We start from the raw sequence: 26,733 nt of genomic DNA, 5'->3' as shown, positions 1-26,733 counted from the left end.
GAAGGTGTGGCGAACCCTGACACGGACCCTGGATCCAACACTGTGACCAGCAGCTCTGTCATGAACACTGACACCACCGAACGCGCGAAGGCGACCCCGGAAACCACGCAGCCGTACATCGAGCTCGGCCTCGCCGAAGACGAGTACGCGCGGATCCGCGAGATCCTCGGCCGCCGGCCCACCGACGCCGAGCTGGCGATGTACTCGGTCATGTGGAGCGAGCACTGCTCCTACAAGTCCTCGAAGAAGCACCTGAGCTACTTCGGCGAGACCGCCACCGACGAGATGAAGTCGAAGATGCTCGCGGGCATCGGCGAGAACGCCGGCGTGGTCGACATCGGCGACGGCTGGGCGGTCACCTTCAAGGTCGAGAGCCACAACCACCCGTCCTATGTGGAGCCGTACCAGGGTGCGGCCACGGGCGTCGGCGGCATCGTCCGCGACATCATGGCCATGGGCGCGCGCCCGCTCGCGGTGGCCGACGCGCTTCGCTTCGGCCCGGCCGACGCGCCCGACACCAAGCGCGTGCTGCCCGGTGTGGTCGCCGGCGTCGGTGGCTACGGCAACTGCCTCGGCCTGCCGAACATCGGCGGCGAGCTCGTGTTCGACCCGTCCTACAGTGGCAACCCGCTGGTCAACGCCCTGTGCGTGGGTGCCATGCGCACCGAGGACCTGCACCTGGCGTTCGCTTCGGGCACCGGTAACAAGATCATCCTGTTCGGCGCGCGCACCGGCCTCGACGGCATCGGCGGCGTGTCCGTGCTGGCGAGCGACACGTTCTCCGGTGACGAATCCGCGGCCGGCCGCCGCAAGCTGCCGAGCGTGCAGGTCGGCGACCCGTTCACCGAGAAGGTGCTCATCGAGTGCTGCCTCGACCTGTTCAAGGAAAAGCTCGTCGTCGGCATCCAGGATCTCGGCGGCGCCGGGCTGTCCTGCGCGACGTCGGAGCTCGCGGCCGCCGGTGACGGCGGGATGCACGTCTACCTCGACCGCGTGCCGCTGCGCGCCACCGGCATGACGCCCGCCGAGGTGCTCTCTAGCGAGTCGCAGGAACGCATGTGCGCGGTCGTGGCGCCGGAGAACGTCGAGGCGTTCATGGCCGTGTGCGCGAAGTGGGACGTGATCGCCACCGACATCGGCGAGGTCACCGACGGCGACAACCTCGTGATCACCTGGCACGACGAGGTCGTGGTCGACGTCCCGGCCCACACCGTCGCCCACCAGGGCCCGGTGTACGACCGGCCGATCCAGCGCCCGGCTTCCCAGGACGCGCTGATCGCGGACACGTCGGCGAACCTGCCCCGGCCGTCGACCCCCGAAGAACTGCGCGCCGACCTGCTGAAGCTCATCGCGGCGCCCAACCAGGCGTCGAAGGAATGGGTCACGGCGCAGTACGACCGCTACGTGCGCGGCAACTCCGTGCTCGCCCAGCCGTCCGACTCCGGCATGATCCGCATCGACGAGTCGAGCGGCCGCGGCGTGTCGGTGTCCACCGACTGCAACGCGAAGTTCGTCTACCTCGACCCGTACCGCGGCGCTCAGCTCGCGCTGGCCGAGGCGTACCGCAACGTCGCCACGGGTGGTGCGACGCCGGTCGCGGTGTCCGACTGCCTCAACTTCGGTGCCCCGACCGACCCGGCCGTGATGTGGCAGTTCGAGCAGGCCGTGCACGGGCTGGCCGACGCGTGCGTCGAGCTGGGCATCCCGGTGACCGGCGGCAACGTGAGCTTCTTCAACCAGACCGGCGACACGGCCATCCTGCCGACGCCGGTGATCGCCGTGCTCGGCGTGATCGACGACGTGACCCGCCGCATCCCCACCGGGATCGGCGCGGAGGCCGGCGAGACGCTCCTGCTGCTCGGCGACACCCACGACGAGCTCGACGGCTCCGCGTGGGCCCGTGAGCTCCACGGCCACCTCGGCGGCGTGCCGCCGAAGGTCGACCTCGCCCGCGAGAAGCTCATCGGCGAGGTCCTCGTCGCCGGCTCGCGCGACGGCATGATCTCCGCCGCCCACGACCTCGCCGACGGCGGCCTCGCCCAGGCACTGGTGGAGACCGTCCTCATCGGACAGTGCGGCGCGCGGGTGTTCCTCGACCGCGACCAGGACCCGTTCGTCCAGCTGTTCTCCGAGTCCTCGGGCCGGGTGCTCGTCGCGGTGCCGCGCACGGAAGAGCTGCGCTTCACGGAGATGTGCACCGCCCGCGGCCTGCCGTGGCGCAAGACCGGCGTCGTCGACCCGGACTCGGGCACGCTCGAGCTGCAGGGCATCACGGAGTTCACGCTCGACGAGCTGCGTGAGCCGTGGGAGAAGACGCTCCCGGCGCTGTTCGACTGATCGTTGGTCGCTCCCGGGCGGTCACGGCCGCCCGGGAGCCCTCGGTCACCGTTCGTCGGCGCGCGCCCAGCGCCACACCGGGCGCCGCTGGTACTCCTCGAAACCCAGCCGGCGCATGTTCGTGAGCGACGGGTTCTTGCCCTCGTCCGGCGCGTAGGCCTCGGCCACCAGCCATTCACAGCCGGCCTCGGCCGCCGCTTCGGCGCGGGCCAGCAGCAGCGCGGACTGCGCGCCGCGGTTGCGGAACTCCGGCAGGGTCGCGCCGCCGAACATGTGCGCGGTGCCGGCGAACCGGTGCGCATTGGCTGTCGCGACCATGCGCTCACCCGCCCAGACGGCGAACGGCGCCCACTCCGGCCTCGTCACCGAACTCGCGCACAGCTCGGGCAGCCCGGCGACGGCACTCCACCCGAAGACCTCGCACATCACCGAACCCCAGGTCGCGGCCTGCTCGGGAACGACCGGCGCGATCCGCAGCGCGGCGTCGAGCTTGGTCTCCCCGGCCGCGGCCAGGACGGTCCCCACCCGGGCCACGAGTTTCGCGAACTTCGGGCCGGCCGACAGGCCGTGGCGGACCCGCAGCGTCGCCCAGTCGTGGGGGAGCGCGTCGGAGTCGAGGTGCAGCGCGGCGGATTCGTGCCCTCGGCCGCGGAAGTAGCCGAGGACCTCGTCGAGCCGCTCGGTGGTGAGCGGACTGTCGTGGCCCAACCCCTGCGCCCGGGTCCAGAACCCGGAGGAGTCGTTGCGGGCCGAGAGCACGGCGGCGCCCGCGATCCGGGTGGTCTCCAGATCCAGGATCTCGCGGGTGCGCTCGTCGGCGCCCTGCACGAAGTCGAAGTACGCCTCGGCTTCGGCGCGGTCGGACAGTGCGCCGGGTATGCCGGTGTTCATCCTCGGCCCTCCTTCGGACGACGCCACAAGATCGAGTACACCACCGTCGTCAAGGGGCGCTACCAGCGGCGAAAAGGCAAGTAAAGTGCCTCGCGGGCACCGGCTACTCGGCCACGGTGATCCGGGCAACACCGTCTTCGAGCGGTTCCAACGCCCAGCCGCCGGGGAGCTGGACGTCCTTTGTGGACGAACAGGTCGTGTTGTACAACGACAAGTGTTCCGGTGACCGCGCGAACCGCAGGTCCGTCTGGCCGCCGAACGACGTGCGTCGCAGGTCGAGCGAATCGGTGAACACCGCGTCGGTGAACACGGCGTCCTTGGCGAACACGGCTTCCTTGAAGTCCGTGCGGCCGGCGAAGGTCGTCTCGGTGAAGTCCGCGTCCTCGGCGAACGCGGTGCCGCTGAACCAGGCGTAGTCGAGGAAAGTCGCGCCGCGGCAGCGGAAGTAGCCGATGAGCCGGCCGTGGTCCGTGCCCGCGGCGGTGAAGTAGGCGCGGCGCGTGATCACGCAGCCGCTGAGGTTCGTGCTGCTGTGCAAGGACGCGTACCGCAGCAGCAGGCCGCCGATGCGGCGGCGGGACAGGTCGAGGTACTCCAGCGTGGCGCCGGTGAGGTCGAGGTTGTAGCTCGCACCGTCCTCTTCGGACGCGAACGGCAGCAGCTCGGTCACCAGCCGCTGCGCGGTGAGGCGCACCTGAAGCTCCCGCTCCTGCTCCGGGCTCTCCTCGACCGTCGAGTCGTAGCGCTGGTGCTTGAACGGCCGCCGCAGGTACGAGCACAGCACGTCGAGCACGGTCTGCGTGTACGCGGGCCGGCTGCGGGCCAGTCCCGCCAACGCGTGCAGCGCGCCGACGCGCACCTGGTCGGCCTCGTGCCCGAGCAGCTCCACCGACTTGGCGAACCGCTCGTCGGACACGCGCTCACGGTCCTGTTCGGCGCGGCGCATCTCCAGGTCGTGGCGCTGCCGCTCGATTTCCTGCCGCGCCTCCTCGACGCGGCGGCGCCGGTCGTTGAGCCACAGCGCGTACAGCGCCACCACCGCGCCGCCGGCCAGGCCGGCCGTTTTCAGGGCATCGCTGCGGCTGGTGGCGGGGTCGGTGAGCAGCCAGCCCCCGACCCCGCACAGCAGCAGCACGGACGCGACGAACGTCCAGACCAGTGGGGACCGCACCCGTCAGAACGCGATGACGAAGAAGAAGCCGATGCACCAGTTGCCGCCGACGCTGGTGGCGATCACCGAGCCGTTGGCGTCCTTTCCGGACAGGCTGCCGTCGAGCGTCGCGGTGACGGTGGCCGTGCCGTCGTAGCCCTCGACCTTGAGCTGCGGGCTGCCGCCGGTGGCCTCGTCGATGCTGTCCTTCGAGAACGCCTCGCTGCCCTGGCACGTCATGGCGGTGGCGCCGGCGCCGTCCTTGGCGTTGATCTTCGCGACGAACGCGTCGACGGCCTGCTTTCCCTCGGCCGGCGAGTTGGCGCCGTCGCCGGAGCCGGGAATGCCGGTGCCGGGGATGCCGGTCTCGTCGGTCGGCAGGCCCGGCAGCGACGGTTCACCGGTGGGCAGCTGCGGGCGCGACGTCGGCACCTGCGGCGGTGGCGTGGGGTTCTGCGACTGCGCGGTGGTCCCGGAGTCCTTGCTCAGGAAGAACCCGGGCGCGACGAAGCCGGTGATACCGAGCGCCACCACGACCACCACGGCCACGGCGATGCCGATCCACAGCCCGGTCTTGTTGTTCTTCGGCGGCTGCGGGCCAACGCCGTACCCGCCGCCATAGGGGTTGTTGGGATCCCAGCCCTGCTGCGGGTACTGCTGGGTCCCCGGGTACTGCTGCTGGTAGGGCTGGCCGTAGGGCTGCTGCTGCCCGGGGTACTGCTGGGTGTTCGGGTCCCAGCCGGGCTGCTGGCCCTGCTGCTGGGCGTTCGGATCCCACCCCGGCTGCTGGGGAACCCCGCCTGTGCCCGGCTGCTGCCAACCCTGGCCGTAGGGGTCCGGCTGGCCGCCCTGCCCTGGCTGCGGTGGGTAGGTCATTTCCGCTTCCGCCCTTCCTGGTGCACCGTTTCGCGCCGTGGTCTGACGACCGGCGGGCGCCGGCGGTTCCTCCCCACGTGAGGTGCATTCTGCAAGGTCGGCAGCCCCGGCACAAAAGACACGGGGTGAACGAAGTTCCCGGCCACCCGCCCAGGTCGGGGTGGCCGGGAACTCTCGGTGCTCGATCAGCCGTTGGCGAGCGCCTGCACCCGGTCGAAGGCACCGTTGAAGGTGTCCTGGTCGAGCGGGCTCGAGGTGTACTGCCAGACGGTGTAGTAACCCCAGCCGTTCGGCAGCGTGCCGGCCGACGACGCGTACCGCGCGACCCACAGCGGCACCGTGGACGAGAAGTTCTGCGACGTGCCCACGCACTGGTTCCACCAGCTCGTCGAGGTGTAGATGACGGGCCAGCGGCCGGTCTTGGCGTGGTAGGTGTCGTGGAAGTCGCGGATCCACGCGCCCATCGCGGCCTGGCTCAGGCCGTAGCAGGTGGCGCCGTACGGGTTGTACTCCATGTCGAGCGCGCCCGGCAGGGTCTTGCCGTCGCGTGACCACCCGCCGCCGTGGGCGACGAAGTAGGTCGCCTGCGCCGCGCCGCTGGAGGTGTTCGGGGTGGCGAAGTGGTACGCACCGCGGATGAAGCCCTGGTTGTACGAACCGTTGTACTGCTGGGCGAAGTACGGGTTGGTGTAGCTCGTGCTTTCCGTCGCCTTCGTCCACACGAACCGCTTGCCCTGGTTCCACCAGCTCGCCCAGTTGACGTTGCCCTGGTAGCTGGCGACGTCCATGCCCGGCACGGTGGCCAGGGCCTGGTTCGGGACGGCGGCCGCGGGCTGCGGCTGCTGGGCGGCGGTCTTGGACGCCGGCGTGGAGGAATCGCCCTCCACGCGGCGGATCTGCGACCCCAGTTCGTGGTTGTGCTGCTGGATGTCGGCGTTGATCGCGTTGATCGCGCTCGCCGACTGATCAGGGTTGTACGGAGCAGCCGTCGCCTGGACCGCGGAGCCGAGCAGGAGCGCCACGGTGGGGATGGCCAGGGCGGAGAGCAGGGTCGCTCGCCGTCCTCTTCGGGAAGTGGACATCGTTGAATCCCTTCACAGATACCCTCGCTGAGGGCGGCTATTGCAGGTAGCCGCCCGGAGGAGATTCTTGATGACACAACGCGGTTTGTCATCCAGATCCGTGAAGTCAGAGGCACGCGAGGGTGATTTTCATCGGGTCATGGCGACCAATTCGTGAGGTCGTAATAAATGTTCACCCGATTGCCAGATTGCGGAGACTCGCGAGTGGACCGTTGAGCCAGTTCTGGTCGCCCGGCAGCGAACCCGTGTCCGCGAACTGCCAGATCGCCTGGCTGTGCCAGCCGGCCGGCAGCTCGCCGATCTGCGTGTTGTAGCGCGCGAGCCACAGTGGATTCCCGGCGAGCGCGGGGCTGTTCCCGGTGCAGCGCTTCCACCAGCTCGTGGACGTGTAGATGGTCGGCAGGCGCCCGGTCCGCGCGCGGTAAGTGTCCGAGAAGGACTTGATCCAGGCGACCATGCCGGCGGGATCCTTGCCGTAACAGGTCTCGCCGTAGGGGTTGTACTCCGCGTCGAGCGCGCCCGGCAGCGTTTTGCCGTCACCGGACCAGCCGCCGCCGTGGGCGAGGAAGTAGTTCGCCTGCGTCGCGCCGTCCGACACGTCGGGACGCGCGAAGTGGTACGAACCACGGATGATCCCGGCCTGGTACGAACCGTTGTACTGCTGGGCGAACTGCGGGTTGACGAACCCCGTGCCTTCGGTGGCCTTCACGTACACGAACTTCGAGCCGGCCCGCGCGGCCGCGCCCCAGTCGACCGCGCCCTGGTGGCCACTCACGTCGTGGCCGAGGACCTGGTCGCTCGCGGTGTACTCGACGTTCGGCGTGCCCCCGACGCCCTCGTACTTCTCGATCTGCGAGCCGGCGTAGTGGTCTTCCGCGCCTTCGTAGCTCGGCGCGGCCGTGGCCGGGGTGCACAGCGTGAGCGCGGAAACGACGAGTGCGCCCCCCGCGGTCAGGCCGCGCAGGATCGGTCGGCGCAGCAACGGATCACGACGCTTCACCCTGGACTCCCTGCCGGACGCGGGTACTCCCACCGCCGTGAACGATGCCCGCAAGCCGCCGTTCCGGCGACTCGGTGATCACCTGATCGAGTGAGCGCCGCAGGTCGGGAAGGGGTCGGGATCCGTGAGGGTGACGGATTCGGGATACGAAAAAGCCCGCCGTCTGAAGTGGACAGCAGGCTTTTCGTAGCAATTCGACCTGAGTGGACGGTGAAAAGCTCAGCGGCGTTCTTCGGCCAGCGCCTTCAGCAGGTGCTCGGCCGGCACGACGGCGGTGATGACGTCGTGCGGGTTGATGGCCACCGGGTGGCCGGCGAGCAGACCCACGATGTCGCGCCCCAGCACCGCGCGCGCGTGCGGCCACTCGCGCGGGACGAGCGACTTGGCCGTGTAGGCGGGCACCATCACGCGGCCGTCGGTGTTGTGGAAGCCGATGACCGTGCGCTGGACCGGCGACATGGCGTAGACGAACAGCGTCGAGTCGAGGATGACCTTCGGCAGATCCTCGGCCGGGCGGTGCTCGGTTCGCACGAGCTGCAGCAGCCGCTCGAGCTCGGTACCGGGCTCGGGATAACCGAGCGCCTTCGGCGAGGGCCGGTAGCGGTCGTTGGGGTGGAAGTCCTCGACGACGTCACCCGCGGCGTTCACCGGGTAGGCGCCCACAACGGCCCACGACGGCACCGGGCCGCCGGGGTCGAATGCCTCGTCGATGACGTAGAGCCAGCTGTTGGGGTTGGCGCGCGCGTTGGCCCGCATCTCGGGGGTGATCTCCGGTTTGCCCTGCGGTCCGCGCCGGCCGTGCCGCCCGGCGGTGGCGGGTTTGCCCGCCGGTTTGCCGCGGCGCCCCGCGGGGGTGGTCGGGGAAACCATCCGATCTGCCTCGTCCCGCTGCGCCATCGCCGTCCCTCGGTGCCGGGTGCCTGAAAGTTCGTCCGATGTCACTCTACTGTTGGGCCATGGCCTCTTCGCGTTCGGTCGATCCCGCTGAGTTACGAGCGGCGGTGCTGGCCGTTTCGGGCTGGTTGCGAGGTGACGGCCCGGATCCGGCGCGGTCGGAGCTGGCCGCCGCGGTGCGGCTGAGCCTCAAGGCGCTCGCCGCCGACGCGCCCGGGCGCAGTGTCGAAGTGCGCGTGCCGCCGTTCGCCGCCGTCCAGTGCGTCGAAGGTCCCCGCCACACCCGCGGGACGCCACCGAACGTGATCGAAACCGACCCCCGGACGTGGCTCGAACTGGCGACGGGCTTGCTCGATTGGCCCAGCGCCGTGGACAGCGCGCGCGTGACGGCGTCGGGCTCGCGCGCCGACCTGTCCCACTGGCTGCCGGTGGTTCGGCTCTGACCGTCCGGGGCCGTGACCGGTGAATACTCACCCGCCGCTGTTGTTGGTCTCGTCCTCTCCGTAGAATCGGGAACTGAAACCCGACGCGTGCCGAGCCGTGCTATACGGGTTGGCTCTGTACGTGTACTTTGGGTAGTCGGGCTGGAATCCCCAGGTCAAGGCGAGCGACGTACGGAAGGTCCCCGGTCATGAACGCGGTGAACGCGTCCGGCGAGCAGAGTCTCGGCCCGACTGCGCGCCGGATGATCCTCGGCTCGCAGCTGCGCAAGCTGCGTGAGGAAGCCGGGATCACGCGTCAGCAGGCCGGCTACAACATCCGGGGTTCCGAGTCCAAGATCTCGCGACTCGAGCTGGGCCGCGTCGGTTTCAAGGAACGCGACGTCGCCGACCTGCTCACCATGTACGGCGTCGCCGACGAAGGTGAGCGCCGGGCCTTCCTGGACATGGTCAAGCAGTCGAACGAGGCCGGCTGGTGGCGCAAGTTCGGCGACACCGTGCCCGGCTGGTTCACCGACCTCGTCGGCCTGGAAGAAGCCGCGTCGCGCATCCAGATCTGGGAGCCGCTGTTCGTCTCCGGCCTGCTGCAGATCGAGCCGTACGCGCGGGCGATCTTCAGCCACGGCCGCCCGGAGATGGCCGACGAGAAGGTCGACCAGCTCGTGGCCCTGCGCATGCGCCGGCAGAAGATGCTGGCCAGGCCCGACGCCCCGCGCGTGTGGGCCGTGCTCGACGAGTCGGTGCTCCACCGGCCGATCGGCGGACCGAAGGTGTTCAAGCAGCAGCTGGAGTACCTGCTCGAGGTCACCACGCTGCCGCACGTGTCGGTGCAGATCCTGCCGTACTGCCGCAGCGGTCTGTCCGCCGAACACGCCTTCACGCTGCTGCGGTTCGCGGAGTCGGAGCTGCCGAACATCGCCTACGTGGAGTACCTCACGGGCGCGCACTACCTCGACAAGCGCGACGAGATCGAGAAGTACGGCCGCGCGCTCGACCTGTTGGCCGTGGACGCGGAGACGCCGGAGCGCAGCCGCGCTCGGTTGGCGAAGCGGCGCGCGGAGATCTGATCGGGCTGCCCTGTCCCGGGGTTTTCTATCCCGCGCGTCTGCATGTGCTGGTGATCTCGTATCGGCGCACTTGAAGGCCCGCTCGCCGCGTTGTGAGCGTCTCGCCATGCCCATCTGCGGCTCACCGGCTCGAAAACCGCTCGTCCGCTGAAAACTTCGGTGCTCACAATCCGTAGCTGGCGTTCACCCGTTGCCACCGCCTCCCGTTGGCGAGTTCGCGGAGCGCGACCGCGACCGCCAGAATCGCGACCCAGCGTGATTTTTCACCCCTTCGAGTGGTGATGTAATCGCCCGACTGGGACTTTCTACTGAAGTCTGTCGTCACGCAGTGAGAAACTTGCAGAAGTTTCTGCACGTGCATTTACCGTTGCATGGGCGCGTGCTAGCGTCCCTGTCACAGGTAGATGCACGTGCAGATTCCTGAGCTTTTCACCGTCCCGGAAGGTGGGGATCATGGCTGAGCGGTTCGAGAACGGCATTCCGGCCGACCGTCTGACCGGCGCCCAGTGGCGCAAGGCGAGCTACAGCGGGGCGGTGGGCAACTGCGTGGAGGTGGCCCCGCTCGCGTCCGGCGAGATCGCGATGCGCAACTCCCGCTTCCCGACCGGCCCGGCGCTCGTCTACACGCGCGCCGAGATGGCCGCGTTCCTCGCCGGCGCCAAGGACGGCGAATTCGACGATGTCCTCGGCTGACGCGCTGGAGACCGTCGAGTCCGGTCTCCAGGCGCTGATCGGCCGCGGCTACCAGTTCGTGCACGAGACGGACGCCAACGGCGAGTTCGAGGCCGTGGTCGGGGTCCGGGTGCACGACAACGTGGTGGACGTCGTGCGGCTCAACGCCGAGGACGACGCCGTCGCCACGCGCATGCCGGGCACGGAGGACAACGTCTTCCAGCCCGAGAAGTGGCTGTGGCGCCGCCGCGGCGAAGTGGCCCAGGTGCTCTCCGAGGTCCTCGCGCTGCCGGACGAGCAGAGCGCCGAAAGCGCCAAGGGCTGCTGGGTACCCGGGCGCGGCGGCACCTCGAAGTGGCTCGCGGCCCGCTGACACTCCCTTGATCTTCAGGCCCCGTGCGACGTGGACAGCCACGTCGTGCGGGGCCTGGTTCACGTTCCGGCTCCGGAACCAAGATCCAAAACGCGAGCACTGCTCTCCCCGGCGCCGCGCCGGAGTGGGGAGAACCACGTCGAGCGAGGCGAACCGCGTCTTCACCTCCCTTACACTTGGAGTTGGCCCGCCCACGTCTTCCTGGGAGCTCCTCGGTGGTTTCCGACCCCTCCGCCAGCACTGATCGACTCGACCAGCCCGAACCGGAACCCCGCGAGGAGTGTGGCGTCTTCGGCGTCTGGGCTCCCGGGGAAGAAGTCGCCAAGCTGACCTACTACGGCCTGTACGCGCTTCAGCACCGCGGCCAGGAAGCGGCCGGCATCTCCGTCTCCGACGGCTCGCAGATCGTGGTCTTCAAGGACCTCGGCCTGGTGAGCCAGGTGTTCGACGAGCAGGTGCTGCAGTCGCTGCAGGGCCACATCGCCGTCGGGCACTGCCGCTACTCCACGACCGGCGCCACGGTGTGGGAAAACGCGCAGCCGATCTTCCGCACCACGGCCACCGGCAGCGGCATCTCGTTCGCGCACAACGGCAACCTCGTCAACACCGCCGAGCTGCGCGACCGCACGAAGGCCGCCGGCCTCAAGCCGCACGCGGGCCTCACCGGCTCGTCGAGCGACTCCGACCTGGTCTGCGGCCTGCTCGCCGCGAACGCCGCCGACAAGGGCATCGAGGAAGCGGCCATGGAGCTGCTGCCGACGCTGAAGGGCGCGTTCTGCCTGGTCTTCGCCGACGAGAACACCCTCTACGCCGCGCGCGACCCCCACGGCGTCCACCCGCTCGTGCTGGGTCGCCTGGAGCGCGGCTGGGTCGTGGCGAGCGAGACCGCCGCGCTGGACATCTGCGGTGCGTCGTTCGTGCGCGAGGTCGAGCCGGGTGAGCTCATCGCCATCAACGCGGAGGGCCTGCGTTCGTCGCGCTTCGCGAACCCGGAGCCCAAGGGCTGCGTGTTCGAGTACGTCTACCTCGCCCGCCCCGACACCACGATCGCCGGCCGCAGCGTGCACGCCACGCGGGTGGAGATCGGCCGTCGCCTGGCCGGCGAGCACCCCGCCGACGCCGACCTCGTGATGCCCGTGCCGGAGTCCGGCACGCCGGCCGCGATCGGGTACGCGCAGGGCTCGGGCATCCCGTACGGCACCGGCCTGGTGAAAAACGCCTACGTCGGGCGCACGTTCATCCAGCCGTCGCAGACGATCCGCCAGCTCGGCATCCGCCTGAAGCTCAACCCGCTGCGCGACGTGATCCGCGGCAAGCGCCTGGTCGTGGTCGACGACTCGATCGTGCGCGGCAACACCCAGCGCGCGCTCGTGCGCATGCTGCGCGAGGCCGGCGCGCTCGAGGTCCACGTGCGGATCGCTTCGCCGCCCGTGCGCTGGCCGTGCTTCTACGGCATCGACTTCGCCTCGCGCGCCGAGCTCGTCGCCAACGGCGTCGACCTCGACGGCATCCGCCGCTCCATCGGCGCCGACTCGCTGGGCTACATCTCGCTCGACGGTCTGGTCGCGGCGTCGGAGCAGCCGAAGTCGCGGCTGTGCACAGCGTGCTTCTCCGGCGAATACCCCATCGACCTGCCCGACGACGCCCTGATCGGCAAGCACCTGCTGGAAAGCATGGATTCGGTCAAAGGCGCGGGGACTCCCGTCAGCCCGGCCGGGTACGGTGCCGAAGACGCCGTCCGGCGTCCGTAGTCCGAATTGTCCAGTAGGGAGTCCGCTTCCGTGAGCGAGTCCACGAGCGCCACGTACGCAGCCGCCGGCGTCAGCATCGAAGCCGGTGACCAGGCCGTCGAGCTGCTCAAGCCCCACGCCGAGCGCGCCACCCGGCCCGAGGTGCGCGGTGGCGTCGGCGGGTTCGCCGGGTTGTTCTCGCTGAAGCTGGACAAGTGGAAAGAGCCGGTGCTCGCCTCGTCCACCGACGGCGTGGGCACGAAGATCGCGGTCGCGCAGGCGCTCGACAAGCACGACACCGTGGGCATCGACCTGGTGGCCATGGTCGTCGACGACCTGGTGGTGACCGGCGCCGAGCCGCTGTTCCTGCAGGACTACATCGCCGTGGGCAAGGTCGTGCCGGAGAAGATCGCGGCACTGGTCGGCGGCATCGCCGAGGGCTGCGTGCAGGCCGGCTGCGCCCTGCTCGGCGGCGAGACGGCCGAGCACCCGGGCCTGATGGGCGAGCACGACTACGACGTGTCGGCCACCGGCGTGGGTGTGGTGGAGGCGTCTCAGCTGCTGACGCCCGAGAAGGTGCGTCCGGGTGACGTCGTGCTGGCCATGGGTTCGTCCGGCCTGCACTCCAACGGTTATTCGCTGGCCCGCCACGTGCTGCTCGACATCGCGCGCATGCCGCTCGACGGGCACGTCGAGGAGTTCGGCCGCACCCTCGGCGAGGAGCTGCTGGAGCCCACGCGCATCTACGCCAAGGACTGCCTGGCGCTCGCCGCCGAAACCGAGGTGCGCACGTTCGCCCACATCACCGGCGGCGGCCTCGAGGCGAACCTCGCCCGCGTGATGCCGCGCGGCCTGGTCGCCCGGTTGGAACGGGGCACCTGGACCCCGGCGCCGGTGTTCGCCTTGATCGGCCAGCGGGGCAAGGTGGATCGCGCCGAGCTGGAGAAGACGTTCAACATGGGCGTCGGCATGGTCGCGATCGTCGCGGCCGAGGACGTCGACCGCGCCCTCGCCGTGCTCACAGCCCGCCACGTCCCCGCCTGGATCCTCGGCGACGTCCAGCCGGCCGACGACCCGGACGGCTCGCGCGCCGTGCTCTCCGGGGATCACCCGCGGTTCTGATTTTTCGCTTGCCGCTGCTGGGAGACTGGTTTTCGTGGCATCTGTGGCAGAGGACGTGGCGATCGGCTCCCGGTTCGTGATTCCGGCAGCCGAGCTTCGCGAGCGCTTCTCGCGGTCCTCGGGCCCGGGCGGGCAGGGCGTGAACACCACGGATTCGCGCGTGGAGCTGTCGTTCGACGTTTTGCGCTCGTCGTCGATTCCCCCGGCGCTGCGCGAACGCATCGCGGGCCGCCTGGCCCCGCGTCTGGTCGACGGCGTCCTCACCATCGCCGCCAGCGAACACCGCTCCCAACTCCAAAACCGCGACGCGGCCCGGCTGCGGTTGGTCGAGGTGCTGCTCAAGGCCTCGGCTCCGCCGCCGGCGACACGCCGGCCGACCAAGCCTTCGCGGGGTTCCAAGGAACGTCGGCTGGCTGCGAAGAAACGTCGCAGTGACGTGAAACGTGGCCGTGGGGGCCGTTTCGACGATTAAGGCGGCGTCGGGCGACCGTTCGTTCAGCGAACGGCGGCTGGGCTTTCGCTTGGCGAACGGCTGGTGGGTGTGATGGGGCCGTTCGCTGGGCGAAACGACCAGTCGCGTTCACGGGTCGTTTCGCCTGCGAACGGTCCCTTGGTGCCCGACCTGCAGCGCCGATCGTTCCTTTCGCCTGGCGAAGGGTCCCTTCGCGTCATGCCCACAGCACCGCTGGTCCTTTCGCAACGGCCCGCGTGTGTCCCGGCGTAGAGGCGCAGGTGGTCTTTCGCTTGGCGACTGGTCCGCTGGCGCCCTGCCAGCGGCACCCCCGATCCCTTCGCCCGGTGAACCGGTCCGCTGGTGTCCCGGCTTAGGCGCGGCCGATCCCATCGCGTGGCGAATGGTCCGTTGGTGCTCTGCCCCGTAGTGGCGTGGTCGTTTCGCTGGGCGAAGGCACCCTCTCGCGCTCGTGGAGCGTGTCGCGGACGGGTCATTGGAGTTTTGCCCGAAGTCGGGTGGCCCTTTCGCCTGGCGAACTGTCCGTTCGTGCTCTAACGCAGCGTCGGCGTTCCCTTCGCTTGGCGAAAGGCTGCTGGCGCGCTGGGTGCGGTGCCGACGGACTTTCGCTTAGCGAAAGGCCCGTTGGTGCTTTGCCTCCGGTGCTGACGGTCTTTTCGCCAGGCGAAGGGTCCGTTGCTCTGCCTGCGGCGCCGACGGTCCTTTCGCCTGGCGAAGGGTCCTCTCGCGTCCTGCCGCAGCGCCGGCGTCCCTCGCGTAGCGAACGGTCCCCTCGTGTGCGACGGCCTGGTGTCACTGGACCTTTCGCCTGGCGAACGGTGCTTTCCTGCCGACCGCAGCACCGGACGCCCCTTTCGCCTAGCGAATGGTCCCCTCGTCCCCCCGGGCGCGGCGTCACCGGACCTTTCGCCTCGCGAAAGAACCACTGCCCTCCAGCAGGGCGCGACCAGCCCGTTCGCTGAGCGAAAGGACCGGTCGCGCCCTCAGCAGCGGAACTATCCCCACGGCACCGACAGATGCACGCACTCACCACCATCCCGATACCCAAGCCGGCGATACACGGTCGCGATGCCCTCATCACCCGGCGTGAGAAAAGCCGTCGTCCCGCCCCGGGAGTGGATCAGGTGGGTGAGGTGCGCCGTAAGGGCCGACGCGATGCCCCGGCGCCGGTGGGTCGAAGCGACGGCGATGCCGGCGATCTCGGCCACACCGTCCACGATCTCGAGCGCAAGACCCCCGCCCACCACCGCGCCGGTGGTGGGGTCCTCGGCGAGCACCGCGCGGTCGCCGAAGGAGCGCGTGCTTTCGAGCTCCGCGTCGGACACCTCGGCGGACTCGCCGAAGGCCACGTTCTGCACTGACCGCAGCGCGCGCACATCGGCATCACCCGCAGGGGCGCGCAGGACGATCCCAACCGGCGCCGGACGGGCGACGAAGTCCGAAGGACCACAGGTCATCAGCGGCACCCGCCGCTCGAGCGAATACCCCTGCGCGACCAGCAACCCCTCCAACCCAGGCGCAGCTCCGGTGAAGAACTCCAGCCGGGGCTGCCGGCCACGACCCGCGTACGCCGAAGTCAGAGCGGCGATCTCCGCGGGCAAAGGCAAGGCCCCGTCGTCGGGGATGGCGTAGTTGAGCATCGGGTGGTCGGTAGTGCGGGAAAACGTGGCGAGGAACGGGCCGATCCGCTGGACATCACGGCCACGAGGTGCGGTGGAACGGACATACGCCTGAAGGGCGGACATTCTCAAGGAACCCTTTCGAGGGTCGAAGGAGCACCCACACCGGCAGGAGGGCATGGGTGAAGAACTGACGAGCGTCAGGCCCGACGGCCGTCGCGGGAGGCGGCGGCAAACATAGGCGTTCCTTCGAAAGGGTCCGAAAGCACCAGCATCCCACCAAGAGCAAGCGAATTAACGCCGCTCCGGATGACCGATCCCGGCGTAGCGCGCGTCCCACACCGAACGCGGCACGCGCAGGCGCACCGGTGCGTTGCAGACGGTTCGCCGTACCTGCTGCGGGATCGGGACCACCGGCACCACGTCGAAGCAGCGCCAGCCGCGGCGGGTCAGCAGGGCGCCGAGGGTGGCGCCGATGGTGTTGAGCAGCACGTCGTCGGTCGAGGTGACGCGGCCGGTGTGGATGAGGAACTGCGTGGCCTCCACCAGCACGGACGCGCTCAGCGCGGTGACCGCGACCCGCGCCACCGAACGCAGCCACGGCAGGCGCAGCGGGACGAGCGCCCCCAGGGGACACAGCAGCAGCAGGTTGCCGACGACCTGCCACAGCGAACCGTCGTCGGACAGCGCGGCGGAGAGGTCGGCGCCCGGCACCAGGTCCAGCGTGCTCACGGCATCGGTGCCGACGGGCATGGTGACCAGGCAGAGCACGAGCGCGCCGATCGTGACGGCCAGCACGTCCACGGCCGCGGTGGCCGAGGCGTGCGCGTGGCTCAGGTCACTGTTTCTTCGCCGCCTCCGCGCGACGAGCAAGGGCCAGCAGAGCAACGCGTATGGCAACGCGATGGCCGTGATCGGGATGATCCCCCAGAAAGCGCGCAGCAAAGCACCCATGCGCTTCCCTTCTCGAGCCCCTCTGAACTGCTTCTTCACGCCTTCCCCAAGATCAACCTTCGCATTGCGCGCAGCAGTCGGCATGCCCAGCGGGCCGCACTATTCGGTGATCTTTCCGGTGGCGCGAAACGGCTTCCCGTGGTTCGGTCGAGGCGCGGACCGTCCATAGTGGATGCTGTGGACAACCCTGTGGAAGGATTTCCGGGGCTTGGCGAAAAGCCTTGTTTCACAACGGAAAACAAGGGCGGAGCCCTGTGTACTACCCGGCGAGCTCGCGGGCGCGCTCGATGAGCGCGGACAGGTGCAGGCCGCGCTGGACGTCGCACGGGTGTGTGGTCTTGCCGCTCGCGACCATGGCCGCGAAGTCGTCCAGCAGGGCCGTGTAGGACTCGCCGGCGGTGCCCGGTTTGCGCCCCAGCGTCCGGAAGCCGTGCGCACCGTAGACGGCGACTTCGACCACAGTCGGCTGGATCGGCAGGCGCAGCGAGAGCGTCGCGGTGCTCGTGGCGCCACCTTCGTGGGCGAACATCAGCTGCCACAGATCGTCGGGGCCGCGGTGGGCCGCGAGCACGTCGGTGATGGGGCCCAGCGCGGCGTCGAGCAGGTCGAACGCGTGCGGCCCGATGTCGGCGAGCGCGCCGCCCGATGCGTCGAGGCGCCAGGCCGACGTCGAATACTGCCCGCCGAGCAGTGCGCCCGACAGCCAGCGCGCGCCGCCGCCGCGCCAGCCGCCCGAGACGGCGAGGCCGTCGAGCCACTCGCGTGTCTGCTGGGAGAACCGCAAGGTCAGCATCACCAGCGACGCAACACCCGCCTGCGCCACCGTGTCGGCCAGCCGGCGCGCGCCCGCCAGGTCGGCGGCGATCGGCTTCTCCAGGATCAGGTGCTTGCCGGCCTCGGCAGCGCGTGTCGCGATCTCCGCCTGCACGGCGGGCGGCACGGCGAACGCGAGGGCGTCGACCAGCGAGAACAGCTCGTCGAGGTCGTCGGTGCCGACGGCACCGTGGGCCTCGGCCAGGGAGCGGGCGCTCTCGGCCCGGCGCGACCAGACGGCGCTGAGCTCGGTGCCGGGGTGCTCGGCCAGGCCCGGCGCGTGCACGGTGGTCGCCCAGGGACCGGTTCCGACGAGGCCGATGCGCAGCTGTCCGACGTCCACGCCCGGAAGTGTAGGTCTCTTCCGGCCGGTCGCCCCGGTGGGTTAACGTCGGTGAGCTGTACACCACGAACGGGGGAAGCCGGTGTGAATCCGGCGCTGACCCGCAACCGTGAGCGGCCCACCGTGGCCGTGAGCCGGATTGCCCGTCGTGGTCCGACTCGATGCGAGGTTCATCACCATGCGGCTGTTTTCTGCCCTTGCCGTGGGCGCACTCCTGATCGCCGCAGGCCTGTCCGGCGCGACTCCCGCCACCGCGACCGTGCCCGGGAAGGGCACCGCGGGTTACTGCCCCGACGCCACCGGTGTGACGGTGGTGGTCGACTTCCAGGACCTCGGTGGCGACACCCTGATCCGCTGCGCACCCGGGCCGCAGGCCAACGGCGTGGCCGCGATGCAGAACGCGGGTCTCGACCTCGCGGGCGTCGGCAAGTACGGCCTGGCGCTGATCTGCAAGATCGAGGGCAAACCCGCCGACCAGTCGTGCTCGGGTATGCCGCCCGAGAACGCGTCGTGGGGCTTCTGGACCGCCACCAACGGCGGCAAGTGGGCGTCGAGCCAGGTCGGCGTGCAGAGCTGGCAGCCGCCGGCCGGCAGCTTCGAGGGCTGGTCGTTCGCGCACAACAAGGCCTTCACGGACTACCCGCCGCCGCGTGTTGCGCCGGTGCGCAAGGCCAACCAGCCGACGGTGCACGACGTGTCCGTCGCCGAGAGCAGCAGTTTCCCGTGGGGTCTGCTGATCGGGTTCGTCGTGCTGGTGGTGCTCGTCGTCGCCGGGGTGACCGTGGGGCTGCGGCGCCGGCGTGCCTGAGTCACGCGCGCTGCACCCGGGCGCGTGGTGGGTGTGGGCGTTGGCGCTCGCCGTCGTCGCGAGCCGCACGACGAACCCGCTGCTGCTCGCGCTGGTCATCGCGGTGGCCGGGTTCGTGGTGGTGAACCGCCGAGGTGACGCGCCGTGGGCGATGGCTTTTCGCCTCTACGCGTGGGTCGCGGGCGTGATCGTGGTGTCACGGGTGGTGTTCCGCGTCCTCATCGGCGGCGAGGACGGCGGGCACGTGCTGTTCACGCTGCCCGCCATCCCGCTGCCCGCCGCGGCCGCCGGCATCGAACTGCTCGGGCCGACGTCGGCCGAAGAGCTGCTCGGCGGCTTCTACGACGGCCTGCGCCTGGCCACGATCGTGCTGTGCGTGGGCGCCGCCAACGCGCTGGCCAACCCGAAACGCCTGCTCAAAGCCGTGCCTGGGGCGTTGTCCGAGGTCAGCACGGCCATCACGGTGGCGCTTTCGGTGGCGCCGCAGCTGGTGGAGAGCGTGCACCGGGTCCGGCGCGCTCGGCGGCTGCGGGCGGCGCGTGGCCGGGGGTTGAAAGGGGTGATCGTGGTGGTGCTGGCCGACGCGATGGACCGCTCGCTGCTGCTGGCGGCGGCCATGGATTCGAGAGGCTACGGGCGGCGCGGCCACCTCGCCACGCGCGTGCGCTTGCTGATCGCGGCGTGCGTGCTCGCCGGGCTGGTGGGGGTATCGGTGGGGGTGTACGGGGTGCTCGACGGGTCGTCCGGCTGGCTGGGGGTGCCGATGCTCGTGGCCGGGCTTGCCGTGGCGGCGACCGGGTTCGTGCTGGGCGGGCGGCGGATCCGGCGCACGGCGTACCGGCCTGATCCGTGGCGGCTGCCGGAGACCGCGGTGGTGCTGTGTGGGGTCGTGTCGGCTGGGTTGGTTCTGGTCGTTTCGCCCGCGTCGCTGGCCACGTCGGTGAGCCCGCTGAGCTGGCCGGCGTTGCCGGTGCTGCCGGTGGTCGCCGTGCTGATCGCGGTGCTCCCCGCGTGGATCAGGCCGGTGGTCGCGTGATCGAGTTTTCGCAAGTCACGATCACCTACGACGGTGCTGCCCGGCCCGTGCTGCGCGGGGTCGACCTCGTGGTCGAGGAGGGCGAGCTGTGCCTCGTCGCCGGACGCACCGGGGTCGGCAAATCGACTTTCCTGGGCGCCATCAACGGGCTCGTGCCCCACTTCACCGGCGGCACGCTGGCCGGGCGCGTGCTCGTCGACGGCCTGGACACGGCCACGCACCCGCCGCGTGAGCTGGCGTCGGTCGTCGGGGTCGTGGGGCAGGATCCGCTGGCCGGGTTCGTCACGGACACCGTGGAGGAAGAGCTCGCGTACGCCATGGAGCAGCTGGCCGTGGCGCCCGACGTGATGCGCAAACGCGTGGAGGAGACACTCGACCTGCTGGGCATCGCGGACCTGCGCAACCGTCCACTTCGGACGCTTTCGGGCGGCCAGCAGCAGCGCGTGGCGATCGGGTCGGTGCTCACGGCGCACCCGCGCGTGCTCGTGCTGGACGAGCCGACGTCGGCACTCGACCCCACGGCGGCCGAGGAGGTGCTGGCCGCGATCACGCGGCTGGTGCACGACCTCGGGACCACGGTTGTCGTCGCGGAGCACCGGATGGAGCGCGTGGCGCAGTACGCCGACCGGCTGCTCTACCTGCCGGGCGACGGTTCGGTGCGGTCCGGGCCGCCGGCGGAGGTCTTCGCGGACGCCGACGTGGCGCCGCCGATCGTGGAGCTCGGCCGCCTCGCCGGCTGGTCACCGCTGCCGCTCTCGGTACGCGACGCGCGACGGCGGGCGGGGCCGTTGCGCGAAAAGCTGGCTTCCGCGCGGCGGCCTGCTGTTGTTCGCGCGCCTACGGAGGACGTGCTGACGGCCCGCGGGGTGCAGGTGCGCCACGGGGGCGTAGTGGCGGTGCGCGGGGTCGACCTGCGGCTGGGGCGTGGTGAGGTCGTGGCGCTGATGGGGCGCAACGGGTCAGGGAAGTCGTCGCTGCTGTGGGCGCTGCAGGGCAGCGGGCCGCGCTCGGGCGGCACCGTCGACGTGCTCGGCGTGGACCCCGGCGACGTGCGGCCACGCGTGGCGCGCTCGCGGGTCGGGCTGGTGCCGCAGACCCCGTCCGACCTGCTGTACCTCGACTCCGTGGCGGCCGAGTGCCGCCAGGCGGACGCGGAGTCGGGCGCGGCCGCGGGGACGGCGCGAGTGCTGCTGGATCGGCTCGTGCCGGGGGTTGCCGATTCCTCGAACCCCCGCGACCTCTCGGAAGGCCAGCGGCTGGCGCTCGTGCTGGCCGTCCAGCTGGCCGCCGCGCCGCCGGTCGTCCTGCTCGACGAGCCGACGCGCGGGCTCGACTACCCGGCCAAACGCCAGTTCGCCGCGGTGCTGGCCGCGCTGGCTTCTTCCGGGGTCGCGGTCCTGCTGGCCACGCACGACGTGGAGTTCGTGGCCGTGGCGGCTCATCGCGTGGTGGTGCTGGCCGAGGGTGCCGTGGTGGCCGACGGGCCGACCGCGGACGTCGTGGTGTCGTCCCCGGCGTTCGCGCCGCAGGTCGCGAAGGTGCTGGCGCCGCAGGAATGGCTCACGGTCGCCGAGGTCTCGCAGGCCCTGCGATGACGGACTTCCTCGCACCGGCCGTGCGGATCCGGCTGCGGACCGGCGTCGTGCTCGCGGTGGCGGTGGTGCTCGGGCTGGCGATGTTCTGCTGGCCGCTGTTCGCGTCGGCGGCGCCGGCCGGCCACACGGCGGACGCGCCGTTCATCTTCATGGCGACCTTGCCGGTACTGATCCTGATCGTGCTCGCCGAGCTGTCCAGCGGTGGCCTCGACGCGAAGGCCCTGGCGCTGCTCGGTGTGCTGTCCGCTGTGAACGCTGCCCTGCGGCCCCTCGGCGCGGGCACCGGTGGCATCGAGCTGGTGTTCTTCCTGCTCGTGCTCGCCGGGCGCGTCTTCGGCCCGGGCTTCGGCTTCGTACTGGGAGCGACCTCGCTGTTCGCGTCCGCGCTGCTCACGGGTGGCGTCGGGCCGTGGTTGCCGTTCCAGATGCTGGCGTCTTCGCTCGTCGGCCTCGGGGCGGGCCTGCTGCCGCGCCGGGTGCGCGGCCGGTGGGAGATCGGGCTGCTCGCTGTGTACGGCGTGGTGGCCGCGTATTGCTACGGGCTGGCCATGAGCATGTTCACGTGGCCGTTCCTCGCGGGCGCGTCCGCCCTGGACTTCGTGCCGGGGGCTCCGCTGGGCACGAACCTGCACCGGTTCCTGGTGTTCACGGTGCTGACGTCCACCCTGGGCTGGGACACGGGCCGCGCGATCACGAACGCGGTGGCGATCGTCGCCCTGGGGCCGGCGATCCTGACGATCCTGCGTCGCGCCGCACGACGGGCGTCGTTCAGCCGCTGAGCCTGCGATGCGGTTGGGCTCGTGTATGCGGTGCGGTGGGACCGCCCGCGTTGGGGCGGTGGTGCGAGGGGACCGTTCGCTGGGCGAAGGGCGGTTGGCGTCGGTAGGGGAATGCGGGCTGGAGGGCCGTTCGCTGAGCGAACGAGATCGCCGGGGTGCAGGGATGGCAAGTGGTCCTTTCGCCTGGCGAACGGCCCGCCGACCGCCGTCAGACGGCCGCGGGGACCTTTCGCTTGGCGAAGGGGCTATCCGCGCCTTCGGATGTGCGCGAGGGGTTCTTTCGCCTGGCGAAAGGGGCGCCCGAACGCCATCGGATGGCGGTGGGATCCTTTCGCTTGGCGAAGGGGTTATCTATGCGCCATCAGATGGGCGCGGCGGGTCCTTTCGCCTGGCGAAGGGCCCGATGGCGCTACCAGGGCTGTTCGCTGGGCGAAGGGATGGTTGAGGGCAGGCGTGAAGGGGTCGGAGGGCCGTTCGCTGGGCGAAGTGGCTTCCGTGGTGCCTGCGATGGCCCCCACCGGTCCTTTCGCCTGGTGAACTGCCCTCCCGCCGCCACCGGATGGACGCGAGGTCCTTTCGCCTGGCGAAGGGCCATCCACGCCTCCAAGCGGGCGCGAGGGGTCCCTTCGCCTGGCGAAGGGTTCGCTGACCGCCGTCGGATGGCCGAGGGGACCTTTCGCTTGGCGAACGGGCCATCCGCGCCATCAGAGGAGCACGAAGCGTTCTTTCGCCTGGCGAAGGGGCTGCCCGGATCGCCGGTAGGTGCAAAGGGACCGTTCGCTGGGCGAAAGTGATCCACGGCAGGCGTGCGCACGGCCAAGGAGCTCACGGGTGTGAACGACCACAAGAGCCTGCGCCAAGGATCAGTACGTGTAAAAGCCCCGCCCGGACTTCTTCCCCATCAACCCCGCCGAAACCATGCGCAGCAGCAGCGGCGGCGCCGCGTAGAGCGGTTCCTTGAACTCGTCGTACATGGAGTCCGCGATGGCCTTCACGGTGTCCAGGCCGATGAGGTCCGACAGGCGCAGCGGGCCCATCGGGTGAGCCGTCCCGAGTTCCATGCCGCGGTCGATGTCTTCGGCGGTGGCGAAGCCGGATTCGACCATGCGGATGGCGGAGAGCAGGTACGGCACCAGGAGCGAGTTGACGATGAACCCGGCGCGGTCCTGCGCGCGGATCACGGTCTTGCCCAGCGCACCCGCGTGAGCCTCGGCGCGGCGGATCGTGTCGTCGCCGGTGAGCAGCGATGGGACGAGCTCCACCAGGGGCAGCACGGGCACCGGGTTGAAGAAGTGGATACCCACGACCTGCTGCGGCCGGCTCGTCGCCATGGCGATCTTCACGATCGGGATGGACGAGGTGTTGGACGCGAAGATCGCGTCGTCTCGGGTGATGATCTTGTCGAGCTGGGCGAAGACCTCGGTCTTGGCCTGTTCTTGCTCGAGGATGGCCTCGATCACGAGGTCGCGGTCGGCGAACTCGGAGAGGTCGGTGGTGAAGCGAAGCCGCCCCAGTGCGGAAGAAGCATCGTCAGCAGAGAGCTTGCCGTTCTTCACACCGCGCTGCAGGGACTTCTCGATGCGCGCCTTGCCCGCGTCGAGGGCCGGCTGGCTGACCTCGGTGACCACCACGTCGAAACCCGACTTGGCGTGCACCTCGGCGATGCCCGAGCCCATCTGCCCGGCGCCCACCACGCCGACTCGCTGTACGTCCGTCACCTGCTTGCTCCTCACCGGCCCAGCACGAAAACGCACTCAGCCACAGACTCGCTCAGCCGCAAACCGCTCAGCAAAGACTCGCTCAGCCACAAAAAATGGGCAGCACGCGACGCGCGAGGGTGGCCCCGGGTGTCAACCCGGTCTCCACCCTCGCGTACCGCGTCTGCTCAACGCCGGTATTCGTCGTACCCGTCGTCGTACGGGTCCTCGTTGTCGTCCTCGTGCCCATTGCTGGGCGAGGAATCACTCGACAGCTCGCGCTGCAAAGCATCGAAATCGGTGTCGTGGGAGCTGTACTTGAGCTCGCGCGCCACCTTCGTCTGCTTGGCCTTAGCCCGGCCGCGCCCCATGGCTCGACCCCCTCGCACAGGGGCGGGGCGGCCGGGGGAATCGGCGGCCCCGCATCGTCTCGACAGTTCTTTCCTGGTCACACCGTACCGTGTCCCGGGGGTTCGATGCGACGTGGCACGGTGTGCCGGTGGCGACAGTGTCCGCCGGACGCCGGTTACCGGCCTGTCGGTGCGGATCGGCGCAGGTGGGCGTGCCACGATGCTCAGGTGCTCCGTCCCTTCGTGGCGTATTTGAGGGTGTACGAACCCCTGCTCGCGCTCGGTGACCCGCCCGACGACCGGCTGCGGGAAGCCGTTGCCGCGGCGAAACTCCGCCGCGCGGCGATCGGCGAACGCGAGCAGTTCCTGTGGCTCAAGTCACAAGCCGTGGCGCGGCTGCTGCCGGCGGAGCTCGCCGACGGACGGCCCGCGCCGAGCCTGCTCACCGACGTGCTCGTGCTCGACCCCGCGGAGGTGCCCGCCGGCCACCCCGGCGCCGGCCCGTTCGTGTGCCCGCTCGAGCTGCGCGCGCGCAGCGCCGCCGCGCTCGTGACCTTCCTCGGCGACGCGGCACCGGCGCTCAAGAACGCGGTGCTCGACGCCGGCGGCGTCTCGGCCGACCGCGCCCGCTCACGCACGAAGGCCGCGATGGCCGACCTCACCACGGCCGCCGCCCACACCCTCACGACCACCTGGACCGTGCCGCTGCCGTGGTTCGTCCTGGTCGAGCCCGACGAACGCAAGCTCGTGCTCGGCGAAGGCCAGGACGACCCGGTGCGCGAGCTGTCCTGGCGCACGTCGATGTCCGACGCGTTGACCCGTGCGGCCGAGGCCGGTGAGCTGATCGAGGCGGCGTTCGGCGACTCCGGTCCGGGCCGCGTGCTGTCGCAGACGCGCCAGTGGCTGGAGAGCTTCGACCCCGACTCCGTGGTGGAGCTCGACTACGGCGGCCTCGTGCAGCTGTTCGCCGACGCGATCCTCGAATCCGACACCACGGCCGAAGAGGTCCACGACATCCTCGAAGCCCTGCGCACCGGCAACGTCGACGAACTCGCCGAACTGTTCTCCGAGCTGCGCGAGTTCTGGGGTGACCTCGCGGCTAGGGAACGCGCCAACTGACGCGCAGCCGGCCCACCGGCCGGCCACCGCCGAGCACGGGCGGGTTCGCGAGAGCTTCGAGCCCCGACACGTCCACGCCCAGCTGCGCGAGCACCGCCACGGCCAGCGGAGCGCAACCACGCTTCGCGCCATCGGCCATCTTTAGCGCGACCGCCGTGCCGTCGGCCAGCGCGAACGCCAGCACACCCTCGGCGCCGATCTTCGACAGCAGCCCCGGCACCTCGCCCATCAGCGCGGTGTCCTCCCGGTCCGTGCCCGCGACCAGCCACGGGTGCGCGCGCATGGCGTCGGCCACGCGCAGCTCCTCCGACCCGGCAGAAGCCTGCACCAACCGGCCGAACGCGCGGGCCAGCCCCGTGAGCGAGTAGGCGAACAGCGGTGCGCCGCAGCCGTCGACGCCGGTGGTGGCGATCGGCTCGCCGGTCAGGTCCACCACGGTGTCGGCGAGCGCCTTCTGCAGCGGGTGGCCGGGCTGCTCGTAACCCTCGGTCGGCCAGCCCGCGGCCACGCAGGTGGCGAGCATCGCGGCGTGTTTGCCCGAGCAGTTCATCGTGACGCGCAGCGGCTCGGTCGCCGCGTGCATCGTCGGCTCGTGCAGGGGATACGCGGGTGGGCAGGCCAGCGCCGTCTCGTGGAGGCCGGCCGCCGCGAGCATCGCCGCCACGCGCTCGACGTGGCCGCGCTCGCCGGAGTGGGAACCGCAGGCCAGCGCCAGGTCGGCGCCGGCAAGGGCCAGGCCGGCGCGCAGCATGCCGACGCCCTGCAGTGGTTTGGTCGACGACCGCGGGAACACCGGGCCCGTCACGTCGCCCACCTCATGGGCCACGGTGCCGTCCGGCGCCGTGATCACGAGCGAGCCGCGGTGTGTGCTTTCCACGAGGCCGGAGCGTTCGACCTCGATGAGAACCGGTTCCGTCATTCTTCGGTGCGTCCCAGCTCGGAGTCGAGCAGCTCGTCGACGGTCGCGGCGCCCCGCTGGTAGCGCCCGGCGATCTCGGCGTTGAGCGTGTCCATCACGCCCTGGACCTGGCGGCGGAACGTGGACACCGACAACTCTTCGGTGGCGTACGTGTCGAGCGCCGAAGCGAGTTTGTCGTCGGACAGCGTGCCGACATCGGTGAGGTCCGTGTCGCCGATCAGCGCCTCGGCGTGACGGCGGTGCTCGCCCGCGCGCGACGGTTCGAGCTGCTGGTGCCGCCCGGAACCGGTGGCGGCGAGCGCGTTGTCGGCGAGGATCGTGGCGAGCTGGTCGACGATGCTGCTCCCACCACCGGACGACCGGCGCTGCTGTTCGGCGCGCACGATGTCGATCCGCGCGTGCAGCAGCCGGCGCAGGTACGAGAGGTCGGTCTCCTCCTGCGCGGCCTCGTCACGGCGTTCGCGCAGCACCGGCAGCGGCAGGTCGCCGAGTCCGGTGAGGTATCCCGGGGCGAGGACGCGGTCGATCCGCCGTCGCCCACCGGGACGCACTTCGATCACGGGCACATCCTGCATGAGTTTCCCCGACAATGCTA

General features: G+C 70.4%; 26 protein-coding genes and 1 riboswitch. Of the genes, 13 read left to right on the top strand and 13 right to left on the bottom strand.

Annotated elements, in window-relative coordinates; translation table 11 throughout:
• Positions 1-60: 60 nt before the first annotated feature.
• Positions 61-2,337 (top strand): phosphoribosylformylglycinamidine synthase subunit PurL, encoded by a 2,277-nt coding sequence (gene purL / locus ACWEOE_RS00510; RefSeq protein WP_452001852.1) that lies wholly within the window; start codon positions 61-63, stop codon positions 2,335-2,337.
• A 45-nt stretch (positions 2,338-2,382) separates the two neighbouring features.
• Here the strand turns inward: purL and ACWEOE_RS00505 are convergent, their stop codons facing one another.
• The 6 genes from ACWEOE_RS00505 to ACWEOE_RS00480 form a co-directional block, all read right to left on the bottom strand.
• Positions 2,383-3,228, bottom strand: a complete 846-nt coding sequence (locus ACWEOE_RS00505) for a GNAT family N-acetyltransferase (RefSeq protein ID WP_452001849.1) — start codon at positions 3,226-3,228, stop codon at positions 2,383-2,385.
• A gap of 103 nt (positions 3,229-3,331) precedes the next feature.
• Positions 3,332-4,399, bottom strand: a complete 1,068-nt coding sequence (locus ACWEOE_RS00500) for a pentapeptide repeat-containing protein (protein WP_452001846.1) — start codon at positions 4,397-4,399, stop codon at positions 3,332-3,334.
• A 3-nt stretch (positions 4,400-4,402) separates the two neighbouring features.
• Entirely contained in the window at positions 4,403-5,254 is an 852-nt protein-coding gene (locus ACWEOE_RS00495; RefSeq protein ID WP_452001843.1) for a hypothetical protein, read from the bottom strand.
• Positions 5,255-5,439: 185 nt separating this feature from the next.
• Positions 5,440-6,336 (bottom strand): lysozyme, encoded by an 897-nt coding sequence (locus tag ACWEOE_RS00490; RefSeq protein ID WP_452001840.1) that lies wholly within the window; start codon positions 6,334-6,336, stop codon positions 5,440-5,442.
• Between the two features lie 172 nt (positions 6,337-6,508).
• Positions 6,509-7,300 carry a lysozyme gene (locus tag ACWEOE_RS00485; protein WP_452003284.1) on the bottom strand — a complete coding sequence of 264 codons (792 nt, stop codon included), beginning with the start codon at positions 7,298-7,300 and terminating at the stop codon, positions 6,509-6,511.
• Positions 7,301-7,555: 255 nt separating this feature from the next.
• The gene (locus ACWEOE_RS00480) at positions 7,556-8,233 is read right to left on the bottom strand and encodes a type VII secretion system-associated protein (RefSeq protein ID WP_452001837.1); all 678 of its coding nucleotides are present in this window, start codon (positions 8,231-8,233) and stop codon (positions 7,556-7,558) included.
• Between the two features lie 59 nt (positions 8,234-8,292).
• Between ACWEOE_RS00480 and ACWEOE_RS00475 the strand changes: the two genes are divergently transcribed.
• The 7 genes from ACWEOE_RS00475 to arfB all read left to right on the top strand — a co-directional run bounded on the left by ACWEOE_RS00475 (position 8,293) and on the right by arfB (position 14,106).
• Complete coding sequence (locus ACWEOE_RS00475) at positions 8,293-8,673, top strand: sterol carrier family protein (RefSeq protein WP_452001834.1); 381 nt, start codon at positions 8,293-8,295, stop codon at positions 8,671-8,673.
• A 188-nt stretch (positions 8,674-8,861) separates the two neighbouring features.
• Positions 8,862-9,737 (top strand): helix-turn-helix domain-containing protein, encoded by an 876-nt coding sequence (locus ACWEOE_RS00470; protein WP_452001831.1) that lies wholly within the window; start codon positions 8,862-8,864, stop codon positions 9,735-9,737.
• A gap of 453 nt (positions 9,738-10,190) precedes the next feature.
• Positions 10,191-10,430: a DUF397 domain-containing protein gene (locus tag ACWEOE_RS00465; RefSeq protein WP_220245081.1), complete on the top strand. Its 240-nt coding sequence runs from the start codon at positions 10,191-10,193 to the stop codon at positions 10,428-10,430.
• Positions 10,417-10,782 (top strand): hypothetical protein, encoded by a 366-nt coding sequence (locus tag ACWEOE_RS00460; protein WP_452001827.1) that lies wholly within the window; start codon positions 10,417-10,419, stop codon positions 10,780-10,782. Before ACWEOE_RS00465 ends, ACWEOE_RS00460 begins: the two co-directional genes overlap by 14 nt.
• A 215-nt stretch (positions 10,783-10,997) precedes the next feature.
• Positions 10,998-12,533 (top strand): amidophosphoribosyltransferase, encoded by a 1,536-nt coding sequence (gene purF, locus ACWEOE_RS00455; protein WP_452001824.1) that lies wholly within the window; start codon positions 10,998-11,000, stop codon positions 12,531-12,533.
• A 30-nt stretch (positions 12,534-12,563) separates the two neighbouring features.
• Positions 12,564-13,634, top strand: coding sequence for a phosphoribosylformylglycinamidine cyclo-ligase (purM, locus tag ACWEOE_RS00450; RefSeq protein ID WP_452001821.1), 1,071 nt, complete (start codon positions 12,564-12,566; stop codon positions 13,632-13,634).
• Between the two features lie 55 nt (positions 13,635-13,689).
• Positions 13,690-14,106 carry an alternative ribosome rescue aminoacyl-tRNA hydrolase ArfB gene (arfB, locus tag ACWEOE_RS00445; protein ID WP_452001818.1) on the top strand — a complete coding sequence of 139 codons (417 nt, stop codon included), beginning with the start codon at positions 13,690-13,692 and terminating at the stop codon, positions 14,104-14,106.
• 995 nt (positions 14,107-15,101) lie between these two features.
• Here arfB and ACWEOE_RS00440 read toward each other — a convergent pair.
• From ACWEOE_RS00440 to ACWEOE_RS00430, 3 genes are all read right to left on the bottom strand, one after another.
• Positions 15,102-15,746 (bottom strand): GNAT family N-acetyltransferase, encoded by a 645-nt coding sequence (locus tag ACWEOE_RS00440; protein ID WP_452001816.1) that lies wholly within the window; start codon positions 15,744-15,746, stop codon positions 15,102-15,104.
• 273 nt (positions 15,747-16,019) lie between these two features.
• Positions 16,020-16,679 (bottom strand): VanZ family protein, encoded by a 660-nt coding sequence (locus tag ACWEOE_RS00435; protein WP_452001813.1) that lies wholly within the window; start codon positions 16,677-16,679, stop codon positions 16,020-16,022.
• Between the two features lie 259 nt (positions 16,680-16,938).
• Entirely contained in the window at positions 16,939-17,835 is an 897-nt protein-coding gene (locus ACWEOE_RS00430) for a Gfo/Idh/MocA family protein (RefSeq protein WP_452001810.1), read from the bottom strand.
• A 29-nt stretch (positions 17,836-17,864) separates the two neighbouring features.
• Positions 17,865-18,000, top strand: a riboswitch (cobalamin riboswitch).
• Between the two features lie 13 nt (positions 18,001-18,013).
• On the opposite strand from ACWEOE_RS00430, the gene ACWEOE_RS00425 reads away from it, so the two are divergent.
• The 4 genes from ACWEOE_RS00425 to ACWEOE_RS00410 are packed head-to-tail and all read left to right on the top strand — an operon-like array spanning position 18,014 to position 22,053.
• Complete coding sequence (locus tag ACWEOE_RS00425; protein WP_452001807.1) at positions 18,014-18,643, top strand: hypothetical protein; 630 nt, start codon at positions 18,014-18,016, stop codon at positions 18,641-18,643.
• Positions 18,636-19,679, top strand: coding sequence for a CbiQ family ECF transporter T component (locus ACWEOE_RS00420; protein WP_452001804.1), 1,044 nt, complete (start codon positions 18,636-18,638; stop codon positions 19,677-19,679). Before ACWEOE_RS00425 ends, ACWEOE_RS00420 begins: the two co-directional genes overlap by 8 nt.
• The gene (locus ACWEOE_RS00415) at positions 19,676-21,274 is read left to right on the top strand and encodes an ABC transporter ATP-binding protein (RefSeq protein WP_452001802.1); all 1,599 of its coding nucleotides are present in this window, start codon (positions 19,676-19,678) and stop codon (positions 21,272-21,274) included. The genes ACWEOE_RS00420 and ACWEOE_RS00415 overlap by 4 nt, the downstream gene beginning before the upstream one ends.
• Complete coding sequence (locus ACWEOE_RS00410) at positions 21,271-22,053, top strand: ECF transporter S component (RefSeq protein WP_452001799.1); 783 nt, start codon at positions 21,271-21,273, stop codon at positions 22,051-22,053. The genes ACWEOE_RS00415 and ACWEOE_RS00410 overlap by 4 nt, the downstream gene beginning before the upstream one ends.
• An 863-nt stretch (positions 22,054-22,916) precedes the next feature.
• Here ACWEOE_RS00410 and ACWEOE_RS00405 read toward each other — a convergent pair.
• Both ACWEOE_RS00405 and ACWEOE_RS00400 read right to left on the bottom strand, forming a co-directional pair.
• Complete coding sequence (locus tag ACWEOE_RS00405) at positions 22,917-23,771, bottom strand: 3-hydroxybutyryl-CoA dehydrogenase (RefSeq protein ID WP_452001796.1); 855 nt, start codon at positions 23,769-23,771, stop codon at positions 22,917-22,919.
• A gap of 167 nt (positions 23,772-23,938) precedes the next feature.
• On the bottom strand, positions 23,939-24,121 hold the full coding sequence (locus ACWEOE_RS00400) for a DUF3073 domain-containing protein (RefSeq protein WP_452001793.1): 183 nt from the start codon (positions 24,119-24,121) through the stop codon (positions 23,939-23,941).
• Between the two features lie 207 nt (positions 24,122-24,328).
• On the opposite strand from ACWEOE_RS00400, the gene ACWEOE_RS00395 reads away from it, so the two are divergent.
• Positions 24,329-25,219, top strand: coding sequence for a hypothetical protein (locus ACWEOE_RS00395; protein WP_452001790.1), 891 nt, complete (start codon positions 24,329-24,331; stop codon positions 25,217-25,219).
• Here ACWEOE_RS00395 and ACWEOE_RS00390 read toward each other — a convergent pair.
• Positions 25,200-26,138 (bottom strand): asparaginase, encoded by a 939-nt coding sequence (locus tag ACWEOE_RS00390; protein ID WP_452001788.1) that lies wholly within the window; start codon positions 26,136-26,138, stop codon positions 25,200-25,202. The genes ACWEOE_RS00395 and ACWEOE_RS00390 overlap by 20 nt on opposite strands.
• On the bottom strand, positions 26,135-26,698 hold the full coding sequence (locus tag ACWEOE_RS00385) for an RsiG family protein (RefSeq protein WP_452001785.1): 564 nt from the start codon (positions 26,696-26,698) through the stop codon (positions 26,135-26,137). The genes ACWEOE_RS00390 and ACWEOE_RS00385 overlap by 4 nt, the downstream gene beginning before the upstream one ends.
• Positions 26,699-26,733 lie beyond the last annotated feature (35 nt).

The organism is Amycolatopsis sp. NPDC004368 (genome assembly GCF_053602515.1).
The sequence above is the reverse complement of the archived record's forward strand: the minus strand, read 5'-3'. Positions and strand labels throughout refer to the sequence as shown.

Bases quoted from the DNA above. Each gene is read 5' to 3' on its own strand.
- purL (WP_452001852.1), top strand. From the start codon at position 61: ATGAACACTGACACCACCGAACGCGCGAAGGCGACCCCGGAAACCACG.
- ACWEOE_RS00505 (WP_452001849.1), bottom strand. From the start codon at position 3,228: ATGAACACCGGCATACCCGGCGCACTGTCCGACCGCGCCGAAGCCGAG.
- ACWEOE_RS00495 (WP_452001843.1), bottom strand. From the start codon at position 5,254: ATGACCTACCCACCGCAGCCAGGGCAGGGCGGCCAGCCGGACCCCTAC.
- ACWEOE_RS00490 (WP_452001840.1), bottom strand. From the start codon at position 6,336: ATGTCCACTTCCCGAAGAGGACGGCGAGCGACCCTGCTCTCCGCCCTG.
- ACWEOE_RS00480 (WP_452001837.1), bottom strand. From the start codon at position 8,233: ATGGCGCAGCGGGACGAGGCAGATCGGATGGTTTCCCCGACCACCCCC.
- ACWEOE_RS00475 (WP_452001834.1), top strand. From the start codon at position 8,293: ATGGCCTCTTCGCGTTCGGTCGATCCCGCTGAGTTACGAGCGGCGGTG.
- ACWEOE_RS00470 (WP_452001831.1), top strand. From the start codon at position 8,862: ATGAACGCGGTGAACGCGTCCGGCGAGCAGAGTCTCGGCCCGACTGCG.
- ACWEOE_RS00465 (WP_220245081.1), top strand. From the start codon at position 10,191: ATGGCTGAGCGGTTCGAGAACGGCATTCCGGCCGACCGTCTGACCGGC.
- ACWEOE_RS00460 (WP_452001827.1), top strand. From the start codon at position 10,417: ATGTCCTCGGCTGACGCGCTGGAGACCGTCGAGTCCGGTCTCCAGGCG.
- ACWEOE_RS00440 (WP_452001816.1), bottom strand. From the start codon at position 15,746: ATGCTCAACTACGCCATCCCCGACGACGGGGCCTTGCCTTTGCCCGCG.
- ACWEOE_RS00435 (WP_452001813.1), bottom strand. From the start codon at position 16,679: ATGGGTGCTTTGCTGCGCGCTTTCTGGGGGATCATCCCGATCACGGCC.
- ACWEOE_RS00425 (WP_452001807.1), top strand. From the start codon at position 18,014: ATGCGGCTGTTTTCTGCCCTTGCCGTGGGCGCACTCCTGATCGCCGCA.
- ACWEOE_RS00410 (WP_452001799.1), top strand. From the start codon at position 21,271: ATGACGGACTTCCTCGCACCGGCCGTGCGGATCCGGCTGCGGACCGGC.
- ACWEOE_RS00400 (WP_452001793.1), bottom strand. From the start codon at position 24,121: ATGGGGCGCGGCCGGGCTAAGGCCAAGCAGACGAAGGTGGCGCGCGAG.
- ACWEOE_RS00390 (WP_452001788.1), bottom strand. From the start codon at position 26,138: ATGACGGAACCGGTTCTCATCGAGGTCGAACGCTCCGGCCTCGTGGAA.